Annotated in this window: 14 protein-coding genes; 10 read left to right on the top strand and 4 right to left on the bottom strand. The window is 60.6% G+C overall.

Annotation, left to right across the window (positions count from 1 at the left end):
• The first annotated feature begins 113 nt into the window (after positions 1–113).
• The 5 genes from rplJ to ACWBU6_RS03660 all read left to right on the top strand — a co-directional run bounded on the left by rplJ (position 114) and on the right by ACWBU6_RS03660 (position 10,564).
• Positions 114–611, top strand: coding sequence for a 50S ribosomal protein L10 (rplJ, locus tag ACWBU6_RS03640; RefSeq protein WP_452647508.1), 498 nt, complete (start codon positions 114–116; stop codon positions 609–611).
• Between the two features lie 64 nt (positions 612–675).
• Entirely contained in the window at positions 676–1,053 is a 378-nt protein-coding gene (rplL, locus tag ACWBU6_RS03645) for a 50S ribosomal protein L7/L12 (protein ID WP_452647509.1), read from the top strand.
• A gap of 190 nt (positions 1,054–1,243) precedes the next feature.
• Complete coding sequence (gene rpoB, locus ACWBU6_RS03650) at positions 1,244–5,353, top strand: DNA-directed RNA polymerase subunit beta (protein WP_452647510.1); 4,110 nt, start codon at positions 1,244–1,246, stop codon at positions 5,351–5,353.
• Positions 5,354–5,533: 180 nt separating this feature from the next.
• The gene (gene rpoC, locus ACWBU6_RS03655; protein ID WP_452647511.1) at positions 5,534–9,757 is read left to right on the top strand and encodes a DNA-directed RNA polymerase subunit beta'; all 4,224 of its coding nucleotides are present in this window, start codon (positions 5,534–5,536) and stop codon (positions 9,755–9,757) included.
• Positions 9,758–9,967: 210 nt separating this feature from the next.
• Positions 9,968–10,564 (top strand): hypothetical protein, encoded by a 597-nt coding sequence (locus ACWBU6_RS03660; RefSeq protein WP_452647512.1) that lies wholly within the window; start codon positions 9,968–9,970, stop codon positions 10,562–10,564.
• Positions 10,565–10,599: 35 nt separating this feature from the next.
• Here the strand turns inward: ACWBU6_RS03660 and ACWBU6_RS03665 are convergent, their stop codons facing one another.
• Positions 10,600–11,055 (bottom strand): cupin domain-containing protein, encoded by a 456-nt coding sequence (locus tag ACWBU6_RS03665; RefSeq protein ID WP_452647513.1) that lies wholly within the window; start codon positions 11,053–11,055, stop codon positions 10,600–10,602.
• Between the two features lie 210 nt (positions 11,056–11,265).
• On the opposite strand from ACWBU6_RS03665, the gene ACWBU6_RS03670 reads away from it, so the two are divergent.
• Both ACWBU6_RS03670 and ACWBU6_RS03675 read left to right on the top strand, forming a co-directional pair.
• Entirely contained in the window at positions 11,266–12,159 is an 894-nt protein-coding gene (locus tag ACWBU6_RS03670) for a helix-turn-helix domain-containing protein (protein ID WP_452647514.1), read from the top strand.
• A 96-nt stretch (positions 12,160–12,255) separates the two neighbouring features.
• Positions 12,256–13,866 (top strand): M64 family metallopeptidase, encoded by a 1,611-nt coding sequence (locus tag ACWBU6_RS03675; RefSeq protein ID WP_452647515.1) that lies wholly within the window; start codon positions 12,256–12,258, stop codon positions 13,864–13,866.
• Here ACWBU6_RS03675 and ACWBU6_RS03680 read toward each other — a convergent pair.
• Positions 13,856–14,227: an MmcQ/YjbR family DNA-binding protein gene (locus tag ACWBU6_RS03680; protein WP_452647516.1), complete on the bottom strand. Its 372-nt coding sequence runs from the start codon at positions 14,225–14,227 to the stop codon at positions 13,856–13,858. The genes ACWBU6_RS03675 and ACWBU6_RS03680 overlap by 11 nt on opposite strands.
• A 25-nt stretch (positions 14,228–14,252) precedes the next feature.
• Here ACWBU6_RS03680 and ACWBU6_RS03685 point away from each other — a divergent pair, with 25 nt between their 5' ends.
• On the top strand, positions 14,253–14,888 hold the full coding sequence (locus ACWBU6_RS03685) for an ArsR family transcriptional regulator (protein WP_452647517.1): 636 nt from the start codon (positions 14,253–14,255) through the stop codon (positions 14,886–14,888).
• Positions 14,863–15,168 carry an Mpo1-like protein gene (locus ACWBU6_RS03690; RefSeq protein ID WP_452647518.1) on the top strand — a complete coding sequence of 102 codons (306 nt, stop codon included), beginning with the start codon at positions 14,863–14,865 and terminating at the stop codon, positions 15,166–15,168. Before ACWBU6_RS03685 ends, ACWBU6_RS03690 begins: the two co-directional genes overlap by 26 nt.
• Here ACWBU6_RS03690 and ACWBU6_RS03695 read toward each other — a convergent pair.
• Positions 15,112–16,533, bottom strand: coding sequence for an ATP-binding protein (locus ACWBU6_RS03695; RefSeq protein WP_452647519.1), 1,422 nt, complete (start codon positions 16,531–16,533; stop codon positions 15,112–15,114). The two genes, ACWBU6_RS03690 and ACWBU6_RS03695, sit on opposite strands and share 57 nt — an antisense overlap.
• Before the next feature lie 192 nt (positions 16,534–16,725).
• Between ACWBU6_RS03695 and ACWBU6_RS03700 the strand changes: the two genes are divergently transcribed.
• Positions 16,726–17,124, top strand: a complete 399-nt coding sequence (locus tag ACWBU6_RS03700; protein ID WP_452647520.1) for an acyl-CoA thioesterase — start codon at positions 16,726–16,728, stop codon at positions 17,122–17,124.
• A 121-nt stretch (positions 17,125–17,245) separates the two neighbouring features.
• Here ACWBU6_RS03700 and ACWBU6_RS03705 read toward each other — a convergent pair whose 3' ends face one another.
• Positions 17,246–19,063 (bottom strand): DUF885 domain-containing protein, encoded by a 1,818-nt coding sequence (locus ACWBU6_RS03705; protein ID WP_452647521.1) that lies wholly within the window; start codon positions 19,061–19,063, stop codon positions 17,246–17,248.
• Positions 19,064–19,109: the final 46 nt, after the last annotated feature.

The raw sequence follows: 19,109 nt of genomic DNA on the forward strand, positions 1-19,109 counted from the left end.
CGCAGATGGTGATCCCGAACAAGTTTATGTAGTCCCTTTAGACTCCTAAACCTCGGACGCCGTTGTTCGAACCGATGCGAGGCGCAAGCCGAGCATTATTTAAGGAGAAGACCGTGGGTCTCAATCTGAATGACAAAAAGGCCGTCGTCGCCGAAGTTTCCGCAAAAGTAGCAACTGCGCAAACTATCGTCGTGGCCGAGTACCGTGGCATCCAGGTTGGTCACTTGACTCAACTCCGTGCTAAAGCGCGTGCGCAAGGCGTGTACATCCGTGTTCTGAAGAACACCCTGGCACGTCGTGCAGTAGAAGGCACGCAGTTCGCCGCTCTGGCTGACTCCATGACCGGTCCGCTGATCTACTCGATCTCGGATGATGCTGTTGCTGCTGCGAAAGTCGTTGCTGACTTCGCAAAAACCAACGACAAGCTGGTTGTGAAGGCCGGTAACTTTGCAGGTAAGCAGCTCGACGTAGCTGGCGTTACCGCACTGGCGAGCATTCCTAGCCGTGAAGTCCTCATCTCGCAGCTGTTGGGCGTTATGCTGGCTCCGGTGTCGGGCTTTGCACGTGGCCTGGCTGCTCTGGCAGCCAAGAAAGAAACCGAAGCCGCTTAATCGCTGGCCTGGTTTCTTAGTCAATACCAATTCTGTAGTACTACAAACAAATTAGGAGTTTCAAATGGCAATTTCCAAAGACGACATCCTGAACGCAGTGTCCGAAATGTCCGTAATGGACCTGAACGAACTGGTTAAGGCATTCGAAGAAAAGTTCGGCGTGTCCGCAGCAGCAATGGCTGCTCCAGCCGCTGGCGGCGCCGCTGCTGGTGCAGCTGCTGCTGAAGAGCAAACCGAATTCAACCTGGTTCTGTCCGAAGTCGGCGCTAACAAAGTTGGCGTGATTAAGGCTGTTCGCGAAATCACCGGTCTGGGCCTGAAAGAAGCCAAAGACCTGGTTGACGGCGCACCGAAGACCGTGAAAGAAGCAATGGCTAAGGCCGACGCAGAAGCAGCTAAGAAGAAGCTGGAAGAAGCCGGCGCGAAAGCTGACCTGAAGTAATTGAACCAAGGCGGGTAACTGCCTTAGTTTAGGAAGCCAATGCGGCGGATCTCATCCGAAAGGGTGGGTCCGCCCTTGGCTCCTTTGTCGTCTCTGAAGTAGAAGTTGTTGTTTTATAGTGAATTGAGCTTTGCGAAGCGCGCCCGCAACGCTGAATTCTCTACCTTTTCCTGTCTCACACGGAGTGTCCATGCACTACTCATTTACTGAGAAGAAACGCATTCGCAAGTCCTTTGCGAAACGCGCCAACGTCCACAACGTTCCGTTCCTGCTGGCTACCCAGCTCGAGTCTTACGAGAACTTCTTGCAAGAGCACACTCCCGTTGCAAACCGCAAGAACGAAGGCCTGCAATCGGCTTTCACGTCGATCTTCCCAATCGTTTCCCACAATGGCTTCGCACGCCTGGAATTCCTGTCCTACGTCCTGGGTGACCCGGCGTTCGACGTCAAGGAATGCCAACTGCGCGGCCTGACCTTCGCTTCCCCGCTGCGCGCCAAGGTGCGTCTGGTGATCCTGGACAAGGAATCGCCAACCAAGCCGGTCGTGAAGGAAATGAAGGAGCAGGAAGTCTACATGGGCGAACTGCCCCTGATGACGACCACCGGCTCGTTCGTAATCAACGGTACCGAGCGTGTCATCGTCTCGCAGCTGCACCGTTCGCCAGGCGTGTTCTTCGAGCACGACCGCGGCAAGACCCATTCGTCCGGCAAGCTGCTGTTCTCGGCACGTATCATCCCTTACCGCGGTTCCTGGCTGGACTTCGAGTTCGACCCGAAAGACATCCTGTACTTCCGCGTCGACCGCCGCCGCAAGATGCCGGTATCGATCCTGCTGAAGGCGATCGGCATGACCCCGGAACAGATCCTGGCGAACTTCTTCGTCTTCGACAACTTCAACCTGCGTTCGGAAGGCGCAGAGATGGAGTTCGTGTCCGAACGCCTGCGCGGTGAAGTCGCGCGCTTCGACATCGTCGATCCGAAGTCGGGCAAGACCATCGTCACCAAGGACAAGCGTATCAACGCCAAGCACGTGCGCGAAATCGAAGCAGCCGGCATCCAGCACATCTCCGTGCCGGAAGACTACCTGCTGGGCCGCGTACTGGCGAAGAACATCGTCGATCCGGAAACCGGCGAAATCGTGGCCAATGCCAACGACGAGCTGACCGAAGACACCCTGGGCAAGCTGCGCGAAGCCAACATCTCCGCGATCCAGACCCTGTACACCAACGACCTGGACCAGGGCGGCTACATCTCCCAGACCCTGCGTATCGACGACACCGCCGACCAGACCGCGGCCCGTATCGCGATCTACCGCATGATGCGTCCTGGCGAACCGCCAACCGAAGAGTCGGTGGAAGCCCTGTTCAACGGCCTGTTCTACAGCGCCGACCGCTACGACCTGTCCGCCGTGGGCCGCATGAAGTTCAACCGCCGTATCGGCCGTGATGAACTGACCGGCGCCATGACCCTGTCGAACGACGACGTGCTGGCCGTGATCAAGATCCTGGTTGAGCTGCGCAATGGCCGCGGCGAAGTCGACGATATCGACCACCTGGGTAACCGCCGCGTACGTTGCGTGGGCGAACTGGCCGAGAACCAGTTCCGCGCCGGCTTGGTGCGCGTTGAGCGCGCCGTCAAGGAACGCCTGGGCCAGGCCGAAGCCGACAACCTGATGCCGCACGACCTGATCAACTCCAAGCCGATCTCGGCTGCGATTCGCGAGTTCTTCGGTTCGTCCCAGCTGTCGCAGTTCATGGACCAGACCAACCCGCTGTCGGAAATCACCCACAAGCGCCGTGTATCCGCTCTGGGCCCTGGCGGTCTGACCCGCGAACGCGCCGGCTTCGAGGTGCGCGACGTGCACCCGACCCACTACGGCCGCGTGTGCCCGATCGAAACGCCTGAAGGCCCGAACATTGGTCTGATCAACTCGCTGGCACTGTACGCCCGCCTGAACGAGTACGGTTTCCTGGAAACCCCGTACCGTAAAGTTGAAAACAGCAAGGTCACCGACAAGATCGACTACCTGTCCGCGATCGAAGAAGGCCGCTACATCATCGCCCAGGCAAACGCCAAAGTGAACGATGAAGGCCAACTGGTCGACGAACTGGTGTCGTCCCGTGAAGCTGGTGAAACCATCCTGGTCTCCCCAGAGCGCGTGCAGTACATGGACGTTGCGCCAGGCCAGATCGTTTCCGTGGCAGCATCGCTGATTCCATTCCTGGAGCACGATGACGCGAACCGTGCACTGATGGGTGCCAACATGCAGCGTCAGGCTGTGCCTTGCCTGCGTCCTGAAAAGGCGCTGGTCGGTACCGGTATCGAACGTACCGTGGCAGTCGACTCCGGCACCACCGTGCAGGCACTGCGCGGCGGCGTGGTGGACTACATCGACGCGGGCCGCGTCGTGATCCGCGTGAACGATGAAGAAGCACAGGCTGGTGAAGTCGGTGTGGACATCTACAACCTGATCAAGTACACCCGTTCCAACCAGAACACCAACATCAACCAGCGTCCTATCGTCAAAGTGGGCGACCGTGTGGCCAAGGGCGACGTGATCGCCGACGGCGCATCGACCGACCTGGGCGAACTGGCACTGGGCCAGAACATGACCGTGGCCTTCATGCCATGGAATGGTCTGAACTTCGAAGACTCGATCCTGATCTCGGAAAACGTTGTTAAAGACGACCGTTACACCTCGATCCACATCGAAGAACTGTCCGTTGTTGCCCGTGACACCAAGCTGGGCGCGGAAGAAATCACCCGCGATATTTCGAACCTGGCCGAGAACCAACTGGCTCGCCTGGACGAATCCGGCATCGTGTACATTGGCGCTGAAGTGCAAGCCGGCGACGTGCTGGTCGGTAAGGTGACCCCGAAGGGCGAAACCCAGCTGACTCCAGAAGAAAAGCTGCTGCGCGCGATCTTCGGCGAAAAAGCATCCGACGTGAAAGACACCTCGCTGCGCGTTCCATCCGGCATGGTTGGTACCGTCATCGACGTGCAAGTGTTCACCCGCGAAGGCATCCCACGCGACAAGCGCGCCCAGCAGATCATCGACGATGAACTGAAGCGCTACCGCCTGGACCTGAACGACCAGATGCGTATCGTGGAAGGCGACGCCTTCCAGCGTCTGGAAAAGATGATGATCGGCCAGGTTGTGAATGGCGGTCCGAAGAAGCTGGCCAAAGGCGCCAAGATCACCAAGGAATACCTGGACGATCTGGACAAGTTCCACTGGTTCGACATCCGTCCTGCCGACGAAGACATGGCCAAGGCCCTGGAAGCCATCAAGGAATCCATCGCCGAGAAGCGCCACCAGTTCGACCTGGCCTTCGAAGAGAAGCGCAAGAAGCTGACCCAGGGCGACGAACTGCAGCCTGGTGTGCAGAAGATGGTCAAGGTGTACCTGGCCGTTAAGCGCCGCCTGCAGTCCGGCGACAAGATGGCAGGCCGCCACGGTAACAAGGGTGTTGTGTCCCGTATCGTTCCGGTGGAAGACATGCCATACATGGCTGACGGTACCCCGGCAGACGTGGTGCTGAACCCACTGGGCGTTCCGTCCCGTATGAACGTTGGCCAGATCCTTGAAACCCACCTGGGTTGGGCAGCGAAGGGCCTGGGCATCCGTATCGGCGAAATGCTGCAAGCGCAGATCAAAGTCGAAGAGATGCGCAAGTACCTGACCACCGTGTACAACGAGTCCGGCGCCAAGGAAGATATCGCTTCCCTGTCCGACGACGAGATCATGAAGCTGGCGGCCAACCTGAAGAAGGGTGTGCCGTTCGCGACTCCGGTGTTCGACGGCGCGCACGAATCGGAAATCCGCCGCATGCTGGACCTGGCGTACCCGGATCACATCGCCTCGCACCTGGGCATGACCCCGTCCAAGAACCAGGTCACCATGTACGACGGCCGTACCGGCGAAGCGTTCGAGCGCAAGGTCACCGTGGGCGTGATGCACATGCTGAAGCTGCACCACCTGGTCGACGACAAGATGCACGCCCGTTCCACCGGTCCTTACTCGCTGGTGACGCAGCAGCCTCTGGGCGGTAAAGCCCAGTTCGGCGGCCAGCGCTTCGGTGAGATGGAGGTGTGGGCACTGGAAGCGTACGGCGCGTCCTACGTGCTGCAAGAGATGCTGACCGTGAAGTCCGACGACGTGAACGGCCGTACCAAAGTGTACGAGAACCTCGTCAAGGGCGACCACGTGATCGACGCCGGCATGCCGGAATCGTTCAACGTGCTGGTGAAAGAGATTCGTTCCCTGGGTATCGATATCGACCTGGAACGCAACTAAAACCGGTAAAGGGGGAATAAATGGGGACGTACCCCATTTTTCCCCGAAGGGAAAAATAGGGTACGTCCCCATTTATTCCCCGCCCCGCGGCTGCCGCGTATCGGGTGTCAGACCCTGTGGGTCTGACACCGGTTTACCGGTTTAAGTAAGTAAAGAATTCGTCACTATCTGGAGTGATACATGAAAGCCCTGCTCGATTTATTCAAGCAAGTACAGCAAAACGAGTCGTTCGACGCGATCAAGATCGGTCTGGCCTCTCCTGAGAAAATCCGTTCGTGGTCGTACGGCGAAGTCAAGAAGCCTGAGACCATCAACTACCGTACCTTCAAGCCAGAGCGCGACGGCCTGTTCTGCGCCAAGATCTTTGGCCCGATCAAGGACTACGAATGCCTGTGCGGCAAGTACAAGCGCCTGAAGCACCGCGGTGTCATCTGCGAAAAGTGCGGCGTTGAAGTGACCCTGGCCAAGGTGCGCCGTGAGCGCATGGGCCACATCGAACTGGCATCGCCGGTTGCGCACATCTGGTTCCTGAAATCGCTGCCGTCGCGTCTGGGCATGGTCCTGGACATGACCCTGCGCGATATCGAACGCGTACTGTACTTCGAAGCATACGTCGTGACCGATCCAGGCATGACCCCGCTGAAGAAGTGCCAGATCATGTCGGAAGACGACTACGCCGCCAAGTACGAAGAGTACGGCGACGACTTCACCGCCTTCATGGGCGCTGAAGGTATCCGCGAACTGCTGCGCTCGATCGACATCCACCGCGATGCCGAAGCCCTGCGCGTGGAACTGAAGGAATCCAAGTCCGAAGCCAAGATCAAGAAGTACGCCAAGCGCCTGAAAGTGCTGGAAGCGTTCCAGCGTTCCGGCATCAAGCCAGACTGGATGATCATGGAAGTGCTGCCGGTGCTGCCGCCGGAACTGCGCCCACTGGTCCCGCTGGATGGCGGCCGCTTCGCGACCTCCGACCTGAACGACCTGTACCGCCGCGTCATCAACCGTAACAACCGTCTGAAGCGCCTGATGGAGCTGCGTGCTCCAGAGATCATCACGCGTAACGAAAAGCGCATGCTGCAGGAAGCGGTCGACTCGCTGCTGGACAACGGCCGTCGCGGCAAAGCGATGACCGGCGCCAACAAGCGTCCGCTGAAGTCGCTGGCTGAAATGATCAAAGGTAAGGGCGGCCGCTTCCGTCAGAACCTGCTGGGTAAGCGCGTCGACTACTCCGGCCGTTCCGTGATCGTGGTGGGTCCACAGCTGAAACTGCACCAGTGCGGTCTGCCAAAGCTGATGGCCCTGGAACTGTTCAAGCCATTCATCTTCAACAAGCTGGAACTGATGGGTCTGGCGACCACCATCAAGGCCGCCAAGAAGCTGGTCGAAGTGCAAGAGCCAGTGGTGTGGGACATCCTGGAAGAAGTGATCCGCGAACATCCGATCATGCTGAACCGTGCACCAACCCTGCACCGTCTCGGTATCCAGGCTTTCGAGCCTGTGCTGATCGAAGGTAAAGCGATCCAGCTGCACCCGCTGGTCTGCGCCGCGTTCAACGCGGACTTCGACGGTGACCAGATGGCAGTCCACGTGCCGCTGTCGATCGAAGCACAGATGGAAGCCCGCACCCTGATGCTGGCTTCGAACAACATCCTGTTCCCATCGAACGGCGAACCATCGATCGTTCCTTCCCAGGATATCGTGCTGGGTCTGTACTACGCGACCCGCGAAGCGATCAACGCCAAGGGCGAAGGCATGATGTTCCCGGACGTGTCGGAAGTGATCCGCGCGTACGACAACAAGGAAGTGGAACTGGCGACCCGCATCACCGTGCGTATCGTTGAGAATCCAAAGGATCCTGCAACCGGCGAGTTCGTCCGTACCGTGACCCGTTACGAGACCACCGTTGGCCGCGCCATCCTGTCCGAGATCCTGCCGAAAGGCCTGCCATTCAGCGTGCTGAACCGTCCGCTGAAGAAGAAAGAGATCTCCAAGCTGATCAACACTTCCTTCCGCAAGTGCGGCCTGCGCGCGACCGTGGTGTTCGCCGACCAGCTGATGCAGTCGGGCTTCCGCCTGGCGACCCGCGCCGGTATCTCCATCTGCGTGGACGACATGCTGGTGCCGGAAGTGAAGAAGACCCTGATCGCGACCGCCGAAGCGGAAGTGAAGCAGATCGAGCAGCAGTACGCTTCCGGTCTGGTCACCGCCGGCGAACGTTACAACAAGGTCGTCGACATCTGGGGCAAGACCTCCGACGAAGTCGGCAAGGCGATGATGGACCACCTGAAGGTGGAAGACGTGGTGCGCCGCGACGGTACCCAGTCGACCCAGGAATCGTTCAACGCGATTTACATGATGGCCGACTCCGGTGCGCGTGGTTCCGCAGCACAGATCCGCCAGCTGGCCGGTATGCGTGGTCTGATGGCTAAACCTGACGGCTCGATTATCGAAACCCCGATTACCGCGAACTTCCGCGAAGGCCTGAACGTTCTGCAGTACTTCATCTCGACCCACGGCGCTCGTAAAGGTCTGGCCGACACCGCGCTGAAGACCGCGAACTCCGGTTACCTGACCCGTCGTCTGGTCGACGTGACCCAGGATCTGGTGGTGATCGAAGACGATTGCGGCACTTCCAACGGCACCCTGATGAAGGCGATGGTCGAAGGTGGTGAAGTGATCGAAGCCCTGCGCGACCGTATCCTCGGCCGCGTGGCAGGCACCGACATCGTCAACCCTGAAACCCAGGCTACCCTGTACGAAGCCGGCACCCTGCTGGACGAAGACATGGTGGAAGAGATCGAACGCGTCGGCATCGACGAAGTGAAGGTCCGTACCCCGCTGACCTGCGACACCCGCTACGGCCTGTGCGCCAAGTGCTACGGCCGCGACCTGGGCCGCGGCCTGCTGGTCAACGCCGGCGAAGCAGTCGGTGTGGTGGCAGCGCAGTCTATCGGTGAACCTGGTACCCAGCTGACCATGCGTACCTTCCACATCGGTGGTGCGGCATCGCGTGCAGCAGTGGCATCGTCCGTCGAAGCCAAGTCGAACGGCACCGTGCGCTTCACCGCCACCATGCGTTACGTCACCAACGGCAAGGGCGCCCAGATCGTCATTTCCCGTTCCGGCGAAGTGCTGATCACCGACGACCACGGCCGTGAGCGCGAGCGTCACAAGGTACCGTACGGTGCGACCCTGATCGTCAAGGACGGCATGGCTGTGAAGGCCGGCGCTCCTCTGGCAACCTGGGACCCGCTGACCCGTCCGATCATTACCGAGTACGCCGGTACCATCCGCTTCGAGAACATCGAAGAAGGCGTGACCGTGGCTCGCCAGGTCGACGAAGTGACCGGCCTGGCCACCCTGGTGGTGATCGACGCCAAGCGTCGTGGTTCCCCAGGCAAGGCCCTGCGTCCACAGGTGAAACTGCTGAACGAAGACGGCGGCGAAGTGAAGATCGCCGGCACCGAACACGCAGTGGCGATCGGCTTCCAGGTCGGCGCGCTGATCATGGTGAAAGACGGCCAGCAAGTGTCCGTGGGTGAGGTTCTGGCGCGTATCCCGACCGAATCGCAGAAGACCCGAGACATTACCGGTGGTCTGCCACGCGTTGCGGAACTGTTCGAAGCACGTTCGCCGAAAGACGCGGGCATGCTGGCGGAAGTCACCGGTACCGTGGCCTTCGGTAAGGAAACCAAGGGCAAGCAGCGTCTGGAAATCACCGACATGGACGGCAACAAGCACGAGTTCCTGATTACCAAGGACAAGCAAGTGCTGGTGCACGACGGCCAGGTGGTGAACAAGGGCGAGATGATTGTGGACGGCCCAGCCGATCCGCAAGACATCCTGCGCCTGCTGGGTATCGAAGCGCTGGCCCGCTACATCGTTGACGAAGTGCAGGACGTGTACCGACTGCAGGGCGTGAAGATCAACGACAAGCACATCGAGGTGATCGTTCGCCAGATGCTGCGCCGCGTGCAGATCACCAACGCCGGCGACACCGACTACATCGTCGGCGAGCAGGTGGAACGTTCGGAGCTGCTGGAAGAAAACGATCGCGTCAATGCGCTGAACAAGATCCCTGCAACCTACGAAAACGTACTGCTGGGTATTACCAAGGCATCGCTGTCGACCGACTCCTTCATCTCGGCTGCATCGTTCCAGGAAACCACCCGTGTCCTGACCGAAGCTGCGATCATGGGCAAGCGCGACGGTCTGCGCGGCCTGAAGGAAAACGTCATCGTTGGCCGCCTAATCCCAGGCGGTACCGGCCTGGCCTTCCACCGCGCCCGCAAAGAGAAGGAAGTGTGGGAAGCCGAAGAGCGCAAAGCGCTGCTGGAAGCAGAACGCGCCGCGATCGTGGCCGAACTGCCAGCGGACGAACCGCACCACAGCGACGAAGCGTAATCCGCTTCAACGCCAGCAAAAACGCCACCCTCGGGTGGCGTTTTTTTTGCTCAGATCAAATGTCCACCTTGGGGTCAGGAACCAAAGTGGACATTTTCCGTGACAAAAATGCCACCGTTGTGAGGCAATTTGCATGCGTTGAGGCTGGAAAGATTGCCAGGCGCCAATTGCATACTACAATCAGTATTTCTGAAATTGTTTGAGAACGATATGGCCGAACCCCTGCAAATCACCTGTGACGCGACGATTGTGGGTGACGATGGAAAAATGTACCTGCACGAGTCAATGTTCAGCGGCCTGTTCGACTTGCCAAACAATCATGCGGAAATCGTGGCACGCCTCCATCCGGCAAAGCGCAAGCTATTCGATGCGCTGGTGGCGGGGGAGCGAATTGAGGCCGAGGCCAAGGACCCCCAGGGGGTGCTGGTCAAGGTCCCGCTGGACAACGACATCACAGTGCACGTGAACCAGCGCTATGGCGGCGTGCGCCGCTTCAGTTACGCATCCATTATTGCGAAACATGCCCGTACCTACGGCGAAGTGCAGGCGCGCGGCTTTGACGCGAATTGTGAGCCGGTGATTCGCCAGATGCCCGACCGCAGCTTCCGGATCCTTTTCAATACCATGCCGCCGCGTGCACATGCGCTGGGTGCGGCCTTCAATATGGACCACTTTGGCGCCTGCATGACCAAACTGACCGCGTCGAAGATGACCTGGGATGACCGCGATGTGTTCCACCTGCCATCCGCGACTGAGGCGGAAATTCGCGCCATCCTGCAGTTCCTGCTTACTTACGGCAAGGATTGAGGTCACAAAGGGTGACCTGATCTCCAGGCTGGCTGCTATTTCTTGTCGCTGGCAGCGGCCTTCGAATCATCGATCAAGTCGAATTTTCCGTCGGATGTCATGAAGAACGTGCAGTCGGCGCCGGTCGCGCAGCCGCTGACGTGCTTCTTGCCGGCCGATTGCATCAGGTAGGAGCCCGGCCCCAGTTTGGTCTCGGGAGCGCCATCGGATTTGTGTACAAAGGTGCCGGACAGGACCACGATTTTCAGCGCATGGGTATGGTGATGCAAGGCGTTGATCTGGCCGGCATCGAATTTCACCAGCACGCCGTAGGGCTTGCCTTTCGTCCAGTCGCCCCAAAGTTTGGCGACCTTGGTGCCGGGGACCGGGCCCGGTTCCCACTTCACCGATTCGGCAGGCCAGAGCACGTCTTCCATGGGCTTGTCTTTGGCTGGCGCATTGGCGCTCAGCAGGGCGGAAACCGCTAGTACCGCAGATGCCATTGTTTTCATGGCGGCACTCCTTCTTGTTGTGGTTGGCGGAAAACTGGCGTCCACTTATCTTTATAGCCCATCCATCGTAGATTCCAAGTTGGCCTCCAGCGACAAAGCTGTGCGTAAATCGGCACACCGAGCGCGGATTGCGGCCGAGCCCGTGTCCCCCTTGGGGTCTGACCCCATGGTGTGACACGGGCTCGGCTGTAGCTGGGGTATATTGCTTCGATGGAAAGCGTCGAAGAACTTGAGCGGTGGTTCAGGATGGCGGGCGTCAGTTCGCTGCATGCCTGCATCGGACCGCTTCCCGGGTCGCGGGCTGCGTTGGGACGGTGGACCAGCGATGGGCCGGAACACGCCATTCGCTCCGTCAGCCCGCATCCGGGCACCTATCGCCTGGCGCTGATGATGGAGCCGCTCGATGCGCGTATCTGGCAGGGCAATACGCCGGTCTGGGGCGGTACCATCGGCGCCAACCGTTTCCGGCTTTGCCCGCCGGGGGAGCAGGGCAGGTGGAGCCAGCTTAGCAGCTGCGATATCGTCAACGTCTTCCTGCCGGTGCAATTGGTGGATCGCCTGGCGGCCCAGCGCGGGGAGGGAATCGATGCGACCCTGACAGCCAACCAGTTTACTTCCGACCGCATGGTGTTCGACCTGGTGCGCAAGATGCTCGATGCGCAGGCGCTGGCCGGTCCGCTGGCGGCGGAGATGTGCGACCACCTCGCCATGGCGCTGGCCTGCTACCTGATCGAGCATTATTCGCGGCCGGCGCAGGCGGAGGAGAGCACGCTCGGCGGAACCCGCCTGCGCCGGGTCCTGCGCCATATCACTGAGCACCTCGATGCGCCGCTGGCCAATGCGGAACTGGCTGCGTTGTGCGGCATGAGTGGGGCGCATTTCTCGCGCGAGTTCCACCGCGCCGTGGGGCTGCCGCCGCACCGCTATGTGCTGACGCGCCGCCTGGAGCTGGCCTGCGTGGCATTGGCTGGCGGGGAGGCGCGTATCGTCGACATCGCGGAGCAGTTCGGTTTTCATAGCGCCAGTCACTTCACGCGCGCTTTTTCGGCGCATTACGGCCTGTCGCCCGCTGCGTGGCGCGCCAGCCGCTGTAACAATTGTTAATAGCAGGATTGTGCAATTTGCGCGTGTTTGTGCACGCGTCGCCGATGGACCGGCCACAGAATCTCCAGTCCCAAACCACAAAAAATGGAGAGACCTATGGCTTTACTACGTAATTCCCTGGCGCTGCTTGCGCTGGCGGCGGCCGGCGCTGCGCAGGCCGATAATATTTCGCTGCGCATCGGTTTCGCCGAGGGCCGCAGCGGGGCGGAATTCAAACCCCTGCATGCGGAAGTGGGCAAGTTCGCTGTAACGCCGAATGTGCGCCAGGGTGCGGAAGGCGAGCAGTGGGTCGTGGTAGCCAAGGATGCCCAGGGCCGCGTGCTGCACGAGGTGACCGTCAATAACGGCTTGCGCCGTCACGTCGAGACCTTCAACCCGCGCTCAGGCGCCATCGACCTGTCGACCACGGTGCAGCAGCGTGAGGGCAGTTTCGAGGTGTCGCTGCCATTCGATAAGGCGACCGCCAGTGTCGAGGTGTTGCCGAAGCAGGGCGCTGCGAGCGGCGCCCGCTCGGCCGTCGCCGCGGCAGGGCCGCTGGCGCGCTTTGACCGCAGCACGCTGGAGCAGGCGGCCGCGAGCGGCAAGACTGCCCGTTCCGCCATGCTGGCCGCGACCCCGTCCGCCACGGCAACCACGATCCTGAACACCGGCAGTGCGGCGACCCGCATGGATTACGTCTTTATCGGCGACGGTTATACCGCCGCTGAAATGGACAAGTGGCGCGCCGATGCGCAAAAGGTGATCAACGGCTTCCTGGCCGACCCGTTGTTTAACGCCAACCGCAACTCCATGAACATCCATCGCGTCGACGTGGCCAGCAACCAGTCCGGCGTGGACGAGCTCGACAAGGGGATCTACCGCGATACCGCCATGGACGGCGAATTCGCCTGCTACAACATCGAGCGCCTGCTGTGCGTGAACAATAGCAAGGCGACCAATATCGCGGGCTCCGTGCTGGCGCCCGATGCGCGCGATGTGATCGTGGTGATCGCCAACTCTACCCGTTACGGCGGTTCAGGCGGCGCGGTGGCGACACTGTCCATGCACGCTTCGTCGATCGAGGTGGCGCTGCATGAAATTGGCCATACCGCTTTCGCGCTGGCAGATGAATATGAATACGGCACCTGCAACACGAGCAGCGAGCCGACCGAGGTCAATGTGTCGCTGAACGGCACGCGTTCGGTCAAATGGGGCAGCCTGATCTCCGGCAGCACCGCTGTCCCGACCGGGCTGGGTGTTTATCCGAACGGCACTGTCGGCACTTTCGTGGGCGCGCAGTACTGCGGTTCGGGCAAGTACCGCCCGACTGAGAACTCGCGCATGCGCACCCTGGGCTATCCGTGGCACGCCGTGAACGAAGGAGCGGTGAAGAAGGTCTTCGCCAAGTACACCGGCGCCGGCTCGGTGACCCAGACCGGTACGCTGGCCAACGGCGGCAGCGCCATCGCGCCAAGCGCTTCGCCAGGCTGGGTGCAGGCCGGTGCCGGCACCTTCTCCCTGCAGCTGAGTGGTCCTTCCGGCGCGGACTTCGACCTGTTCCTGTACAAGTGGTCGGGCAGCGCGTGGACCAAAGTGGCGGCCAGCGAAGGCAACACCTCCAGTGAGTCGATCAGCTACAACGGCACGGCGGGCTATTACTACGCGCAGGTGAAGTCGTATTCCGGCAGCGGCAATTACTCGCTGACCTACGCCTTCCCTAAGCCTTAAGCTCGCGCTGGCGCGCTTTCGGCAGGGCGGAGAATGCCTTGTCATAGGACCATTGCACCAGCTCGACAAGGTAGTCCTGTGGGAAGCTGCGCACGTCGACAATGGTGACCCAGTGAAACCGGCCCATGTAGCGGGCCGGTTTCACTCCCGGCATGCCGGTGAGTTCGAGAAAACGGTCGGGCGTGGCGCGGAAGCTGAAGCGCCACCGTTCCGGCTCGCTGGTCTTGAAGTAGGCGAAAGTCTTGCCGCCGATCTTGTAGCTCAGTACATTGACAGGCGGCGCGTGCAGCAGGCTCTCTGCGCCCGGCAGGCCGGCGCAGTGGGCTTTCAGCTTAGGTACGGTCAGGTGGTGGATAGGCATGGTACGTCATGCTAACATTTAGTCTATGATCGCCTCGGCCCTGTTTACTCCTGCCCAGCAAAAGCTGCTGGGTTTGCTGTTTGTGCGCGTGAATGAGGGTTTCCACCTCAACGAAATCATGCGCCTGACGGGGCTGGGCAGCGCTTCCGCGCAACGTGAGCTCAAGCGCCTGCATGAATCGGGGCTGATCGTCTCCGAACGCATCGGCAACGTGCGCCAGTTCCGCCCCAATAAAGAAAACCTGGTGTATCCCGAGCTGGCCAGCCTGGTCAAGAAGACTTTTGGCTTGGTCAGCGTGCTGAATTCGGCACTGGCGCCGATGCGCAAGCAGCTCAGCGTGGCGTTCGTCTACGGCACCACGGTCAAGCAAGCGGAAGACTCGACCGCGCCGGTCGAGCTACTGTTGATCGGCGAAAACACCACCTACGGCGAGTTGCTGAGCCGGCTTCCGGTGGCCGAGCGCCTGCTGCGCCGTAAGATCAACCCCAACCTGTATTCTGTCGACGACTTCCAGCGCCGCTTGCGCGAGCAGCAGCCTTTCATCCTCAAGATGCTGGGCGACCGCAAGGTGTTCGTACTGGGCGACGATACCGACCTCGATAACATCATCAAAGCGGTCCACCCGGAGGATGAGCATGGAGACGCGTTACCGGACGTTTAAGGAGTTCTACCCCTTCTACCTGAAGGAGCACGCCAACAGCACCTGCCGCCGCCTGCACTTCGCCGGCTCCAGCATCGTCCTGCTGCTGCTGGCCGTAGTCATCGTCACGGGCGAACTGGTGCTGCTATGGCTGCTGCCCGTGGTTGGCTACGGCTTCGCCTGGGTCGGCCATTTCTTCTTTGAACACAACCGGCCGGCAACCTTCAAGTATCCGCTGTTCAGCCTAATGGGCGACTGGGTAATGTTCCGCGATATGCTTACGGGCCGGGTTGCGTGGTGAAGCTACCGTGCGCGGCAGGCTGATGGCCACGCGGGTGTAGCGCCCCGCCTCCGATTCGCAGCCAATCTCGCCGCCGAAGGCCGTCACCACGCGTTTGCAGAAGGCCAGGCCCATGCCGGTGCCGCCGCCATTGTGGTGGGTGGTGTAGAACGGCTCGAACACATGCGGCAGCACATCGGGCGCGATGCCGTGGCCGTTGTCGGTCACCACCAGCCAGTTGTACGTGCCGCGCGAATAGCATTCCACCTCCACCGCGCCGCTGTTATTGACCTTCACTGCCTGCAGCGCATTCTTCAGCAGGTTATACAGCACGAACATCAGCAGCACATCCGAACCGTGGAAGCTGTACTCGTTGCGGATGGTGACGCGCACTTGCGACTTCTCGGCGCCCGAGAAGGGATAGCAGGCCATCGCTTCATCCACGCAGACGCTGACGGAATGCACGGCGAAGCTCTCGCGCTGCATGACGCCGTCGCGGGCAGAGGCCAGCAGCATATCCACGATAAAATTGGAGCGCGACACTTCGGCATCGATGCTGCGGGCAATTTCGCCCAGGTGTTCCAGCTGGCGCGTGCCTAACGCACCCTGGTGCTCGGGCCGGTAGCCGGCAATCAGCTCGGGCAGGCTGCGCGCCAGGATGCGGGTCTGGCTGCGGATGCTGGCCAGCGGCGTGCGCATTTCATGGGCGATGGTGGCGGCTGCTGCCAGCGGGTCGGCCAGCAGGTTGTGCCGCACCATGGCCTGGGCAATCAGGCCCAGCGAGGCCAGGATGAACACCACGCCCGGCGGGTAGATCTCGATCCCATAGTTGCACAGGTAATCGCTGGCCGCGCCGAAGTAGATCAGGATGCTGACCAGCACATAGCGCAAGCGCGTACGCTCGGTCGAGACGGCGCGCTGCTGGCGGTGGTACAGCAGCCACAAGGCGCGTCCGATCACCAGTACGGTCTGCGCCAGGTGCAGCGGATGCAGCCAGCCTGCCTTCGGGTAGGCGCCATAGAAGTAGTGCTGCAGGCCGGACAACATCCAGTCCGTGGTCGGCAGCAGCAGGCCCAGCCCGCAGGCGAACAGGTAGCTGAGATAGAGGCCGGGGCGCTCGTTCTTGCTGCCGGTGAGTTCAATGATGAAGTGGTACAGCGTGGTCGGCAGGAACAGGATGGGCAGGTAGCCCAGACGGGCCAGAGCCATGGCTGTGCTGTCGTTATGGGTCAGGAATAGCAGCGCCCAGCTCGCCTGCCAGAAAAAGGTGGTGGCGCAGACGGAAAAAAAGGTCAGGCCGACCCGGTTCGGGCCGCGCGAGCGCAACACATACAGCCCATAGCAAATAAATAGGGCTGAGACCAATGCCGGTATTAGCGCATACATTGAGTTTCCTCAGCTGAAAATCGGATTGTTAACAGCTTATTGTCAAGAAATTGGACAAGTATTGAGGAATGTCAATAGTTCGGCGCGCCAATCGGAAAAAGTAAGGGCTGGCATTAAGCCGTTTTACTTTTATGGAGAAATAGTCCTATGTACATGCACGTCCCAGCCCCCGACGCCCCTGCCGCAGCCGAAATGACCTTCCACCACAAGCTTTCGATCTTCCTAAAAGACTCCAATGCCTACGGCAATACCTACTTCGCGCGATATTTTGAATGGCAGGGCATTTGCCGGGAAAAGTGGTTTTACGAATGTATTTCCCGCGACATGCTGCAGGAGGAGGGCGTATTTATTACGAAGCATGCGCAGAATGATTACCTGCAAGAGACTTTCCCATTCCAGGAAGTTTCTTGCGAAGTAAATACCTACGATGTGCGCAAGTGCTCGTTCTGGCTCGAGTTCCGCTTCTATGCCGAAGGGCACCCGGTATCGGTGGGCCGGCAGCAGATCGTGTTCGCCAACCACGCGAAACAGATTTCACCGTTGCCAGAGCTGGTGCTCAAGCGCATCAAGCGCTACGCCCTCAGGAAATAGCTGCCCAGCCCGTGTCACACCCTGGGGTCACACCCTGAAGGTGACACGAGCGCGGCCATTGTGCGCTTGAGGCCGTGTCACACTTGGGGTGTGACCCCAAGGTGTGACACGGGCTCGTCCGTTAGCGCGAAGCGGCGATCCAGGCGTCGACTTTCGATTCCAGCAGGGCAAGCGGCACGGTGCCGTCGCCCAGCACGATGGCGTGGAACTTGGACAGCGTGAACTTGCTGCCCAGCGCCTTCTCGGCCTTGGCGCGCAGTTCCTGGATCTTCAGGGCGCCGGTCTTGTAGGCCAGGGCTTGCGCCGGCCATACCATGTAGCGTTCGGTCTGGTTGCGCGCCACGCTTTCGTCGCCCAGGGTTTCGGTCATGTACTTGATCGACTGCTCGCGGGTCCAGCCTTTGGCGTGCATGCCGGTGTCGACCACCAGGCGCACGGCGCGCAGCATCTCGTCGTTCAGGTGGCCGAAGTACTGCGCCGGGTCTTCGTACATGCCCATTTCCTTGCCCAGGGTTTCCGCATACAGCGCCCAGCCTTCGGTGAAGGCGGTATTGCCGCCGAACTTGCGGAACTTCGGCATGTCCAGCTCCTGCATCAGGGCGATGTGGAAGTGGTGGCCGGGTTTGCCTTCGTGCAGGAACAGGGTGTTCATGCCGGTGCTGCCGTACTTGGTCGGGTCGGTCACCACGGACCAGAACACGCCCGGACGCGAGCCATCCAGCGCAGGCGCCGTGTAATGGTCGGACGCGGTGTCGCGGCTCAGTTCAGGCTCCAGCCGCAGGTCCAGCTTGGCCTTCGGGATCAGGGTGAACATGGAAGGCAGCTTGGTGTCGAGCAGGTCGTTCAGCTTGTGGTACACGGCCTGCACTTCGTCTTCCGTTTTGAACGGGAAGAACTTCGGCTGTTGCGATACCCAGGTCGGCAGGCCGGCCGCCGGGCCGTCGTAGCCCAGTTTCGGTCCCAGCTTGGCGTATTCGGACTGGATGCGCGCCACTTCGCGCAGGCCGGTCTGGTGGATCTCTTCGGCGCCCTTGCTGGTCGTGGTGGAATCGGCGATGCGCACCTTGTACCAGGCTGCCCCGTTCGGCAGGGCGTTCCAGCCAGTGCTGGTACGGCAGGCCGGGATGTATTCCTTCTCCACGAAGGCGGACAGCTTGCTCAGGGCCGGGTTCAGCTTGTCGGCCACCGTGGCGCGGTAAGCGGCCGCCAGGCGCTGCTTGTCGGCGTCGCTGAAGCTGGCCGGGAACTTGGTCACCGGCGTGAAGTAGATGTTCTTTTCAGGCGTTTCGCTGACCAGCTTCTGGAATTGCGGCAGCGCGGCAACCATGATGGGCTTTGGCTGCGTAATGCCCTTGGCCATGCCTTCCTTCATATTGGCGATGGCCTGGTCGATCCAGGCTGGAAGCTGGTTCAGGCGGTTCAGGTAGGCCTCGTATTCCTTGACCGTGGTCAGCGGCTGCGACGCGTCGCCGCTGGAGAAGTTGGCCAGGGTGACCGGCATGCTGCTCATATGCTCGATCGGCAGCAGGTGTTCGGGGAAAGGTTCGTACGCCAGGTAGGTCTTCAGCTCGAAGGCCATCACGTCGTAGCTGATCCGGTCGCCGCGATTGAGCTGCGCACGGGGGATCGCCTGCAGGCGCTTGCTGAAGTTGCGGTACAGGTCGAACTGCCTGGCGCGCGAGGCCGGCCAGATGGCCGTGCCGATCTGGTCGTCGAAGCGGTTGTCGCCGTTCTGCGTCGCGCCTACCGGGTCGAATTTGGCGATCGCATCGTAGTACTCGTCGGCCAGTGCCCAGAACTGCTTCCTGGCTGCCTCATTGCTCTTGGCCGGAGCTTTTTCCAGCGCAGCCGGTGTGGCGGCGGCAGCGTTGGCGTGGACAGGGGCATAAGCCAGCAGAACGGCAGCCGCCAGGGCGCCGAGGGTAATACGATGTTTCATTTGTCTTGGTCCGGGTAAATGAAGGAGCGACAAGCATAGCCGAGCA

The sequence above is a fragment of the Pseudoduganella sp. HUAS MS19 genome, assembly GCF_053615455.1.